The sequence below is a fragment of the Microbacterium sp. genome, from assembly GCF_052102115.1.
Lineage (GTDB): Bacteria > Actinomycetota > Actinomycetes > Actinomycetales > Microbacteriaceae > Microbacterium.
In genome coordinates this window covers 1-2916 of record NZ_JBQDVP010000120.1, presented here as the reverse complement: position 1 = coordinate 2916, position 2916 = coordinate 1, and the positions used below count along the sequence as shown (strand labels likewise).

2 protein-coding genes and 1 pseudogene are annotated in these 2916 nt (G+C 63.3%); all 3 read left to right on the top strand.

From position 1 onward, the window contains the following. Positions 1-117: 117 nt before the first annotated feature. A pseudogene (locus ACTICP_RS16285) lies at positions 118-324 on the top strand (epoxide hydrolase N-terminal domain-containing protein); the annotation flags it as partial. Beyond that, the gene (locus ACTICP_RS16280; protein WP_404801857.1) at positions 302-1273 is read left to right on the top strand and encodes an alpha/beta fold hydrolase; all 972 of its coding nucleotides are present in this window, start codon (positions 302-304) and stop codon (positions 1271-1273) included. The pseudogene ACTICP_RS16285 and the gene ACTICP_RS16280, both read left to right, overlap by 23 nt. 247 nt (positions 1274-1520) lie before the next feature. Continuing rightward, a complete protein-coding gene (locus ACTICP_RS16275) occupies positions 1521-2702 on the top strand; it encodes a Cmx/CmrA family chloramphenicol efflux MFS transporter (protein ID WP_441894129.1) in 1182 nt (393 codons plus the stop codon). The last annotated feature ends 214 nt before the right edge of the window (positions 2703-2916 follow it).

Below are 2916 nucleotides of genomic sequence, written 5' to 3'. Positions count from 1 at the left end.
CCCTGCAATGTCTTCAACCCGGGCGTCGGTGAGACCTCGCCGCACAAGAACTGGGGATGACCCTCTGGATGTGAACATTTCGCTTGGTCAGCACCGTCGATATCCAGTCGGCTCAGGATGGATTCGTCACCGGAGTACTGTTTGACCATGACGCGCACACCGGTGATCGAAGTGCATCAGCGAGACTTAGACGATCTGCGGCATCGTCTGCGCCACACCCGCTGGTCTCCGGCCTGGCCCAGTCACGGGTGGAGCGCCGGAACGGACGTGGCGGAACTCCAGAGGCTGTGCAGCTACTGGGCTGACGGTTTCGACTGGTACGCCCAACAGCGAACCATCAACGAACTGCCATGGAGGACCTCAACGATCTCCGGTAGTCCAATCCCGCTATCTGCGATTCGATGCGGAGGTCTCCGGTGCCCTCCCGCTCATTCTGACGAATGGCTGGCCGAGCACTGCGCTCGAGCTTGTCGAGTGCGCCAGACGCTTAGCAGAGCCCACGCAATACGGCGGCGAAGCTGCGGACGCATTCACCGTGATCATTCCCGCGCTTCCCGGTTTTCCCTTCTCTCCGCAGCGGCCGGGCCATGACGAACAGAACCACGAGCTCTGGCACACACTGATGCACGAAGAACTCGGATTCGAACGCTACGCCGCCCATGGTGGAGACCTCGGAGCTGGCATCACATCGAGGCTGGCCCAGTCGCATCCGGAGGCACTGGTGGGCATCCATCTGCTTGCCGTGGCCGCTCCAGCAGATCTTGATTCGAGGACACTGACGACGGCTGAACAAGAATTTGTGGAGGCAGAGCAGGAGTGGGAGGCCGATGAAGGTGCTTACCAGCATCAGCAGCAGACTCGTCCGCTCACGCTGGCTCCAGGCTTGGCCGATTCTCCAACTGGACTGCTCGCTTGGATTCTGGAGAAGTACCGATCGTGGAGCGACTGCGATGGCGATCTGTCCTCGAGGTTCACCGATGACTTCCTGCTCACACAGGCTTCGCTGTATTGGTTCACCAATACGATCGCGAGCTCATTCCGTCCCTACTGGGAGTTCGCCACCGGATGGACCGAGCGAGTCGATTCAGTCTCCGCTCCTACCGCGGTGGCTGTGTTCCCACACGACCTCGCCCAACCACCACGCAGTTGGGCTGAACGCACGTACAACGTTGTCCGATATTCCACGATGCCACGGGGCGGTCATTTTGCGCCTCACGAAGAACCTGAGCTGCTGACGGCAGATATTCGCGACTTCCTCCGTCCTCTGCGCTAGCTGTTGCCGACCAGAAGGCTGCTGCCGTTTCTGGGTGGTGGCGCAGACGGGTACGATGAGCCGTATGGCGAGTCCTGAATCAGACACTCAGGGGCTTTCGGTCACGCCGTCAGCCCCTCACCTCCGCTGAGCTTCTGCTCCTGTTGCTGTCCGCGCTGCGCGCAGCACGACATCCGGGTGTCCTTCGGGCGCTGACCGCGGTGACGAGACGTTCTCTTGTTCGTACTCTCGCTTCGGAGCTATCTCGATGCCTTTCGCTCTCTATCTTCTTGCCCTGGTGGTCTTCGCCATGGGTACTTCCGAATTCATGCTCGCTGGCCTCGTGCCCGACATCTCAACATACTTCGCCGTTTCCGTGGGGACCGCTGGTCTCCTGACATCGGCATTCGCCGCGGGGATGGTGATCGGCGCACCGGCGATGGCTGCGTTCACTCGTCGCCTCCCCGTGAAAGCGACACTCTTGGGCTGCGTGCTCGTGTTCGCGCTGTCACATGTCGTCGGTGCACTCACGCCGGACTTCACTGTCCTGTTCATCACGCGCGTGATCGCGGCGATCGTCAATGCAGGCTTCTTGGCGGTCGCGCTGGGCGCGGCGACGAAACTCGTGGCACCCGATGCCAAAGGCCGGGCCGTGGCGATTCTGCTGGCGGGTACCACTGCCGCAACCGTCGCCGGCGTCCCCGCGGGTGCACTCCTGGGTACGGCACTCGGATGGCAGTCGACGTTCTGGGCGATCGCTCTTCTCTGTGTCCCCGCTGCGATCGGCATTGCCGCAGGCTTCACCACTCGAACAGACGACTCGTCAAGGGAAGAGCCGTCCTCGCCCTCGCTGCGGGCGGAGCTGGCGCAGCTGACCTCCCCGCGTCTTATTCTGACGATGCTGCTTGCTGCCCTGGTCAATGCTGGGACCTTCGCCACGCTGACCTTCCTCGCTCCGATCGTCACGGACACCGCCGGTTTGAGTCAATGGTGGGTGTCGGTGGCTCTTGTGCTCTTCGGCGTCGGCTCCTTCATCGGTGTCACCGCTGCGGGACGACTCTCCGATGCTCGACCCCGAATCGTCATCGTGGTGGGCGGCAGCGTTCTTGTGCTCGGGTGGGTCGCGTTGGCGCTCTTCGCGACGAATCCCGTTGCCCTGCTCGGGCTCGTTTTCACTCAGGGCGTGTTGGGGTTCGCTGTCGGGAGCACGCTGATCACGCGAGTGCTCTATGCGGCGCCGGGGGCGCCCACCATGGCTGGTTCTTACGCGACAGCGGCACTCAACGTGGGCGCAGCAACCGGTCCCGTCCTCGCCGCTGCCGCACTCAGCGTGAGGCCCGGCGCGCTCGGGCCCGTCTGGGTGGCCGCCATCGCGACCACAGCCGCATTGCTGCTCGCAGTTGCCCTTCTTCGGCGGATCGCACCCGCCGAAAGTGAGGTCGTCCAGTGACGCACGCAGACTCGCCGTTGACGGTCGAAGGCCGGTGCCGACTCGCACGCCTCGGGCTGACTCGCCGGACGATCATCGCGAGGCTACTCCTCGATGTTCACCCGCCGGAGGTCCCGGGCTGACCTGACCTCGTGACTCGACCGCTTGGGGTTGAGCAGCTTGAGCAGCGACAGCGCCAAGAGAGCACCGACGATGGCGCAGCCGGCCGGCAGCA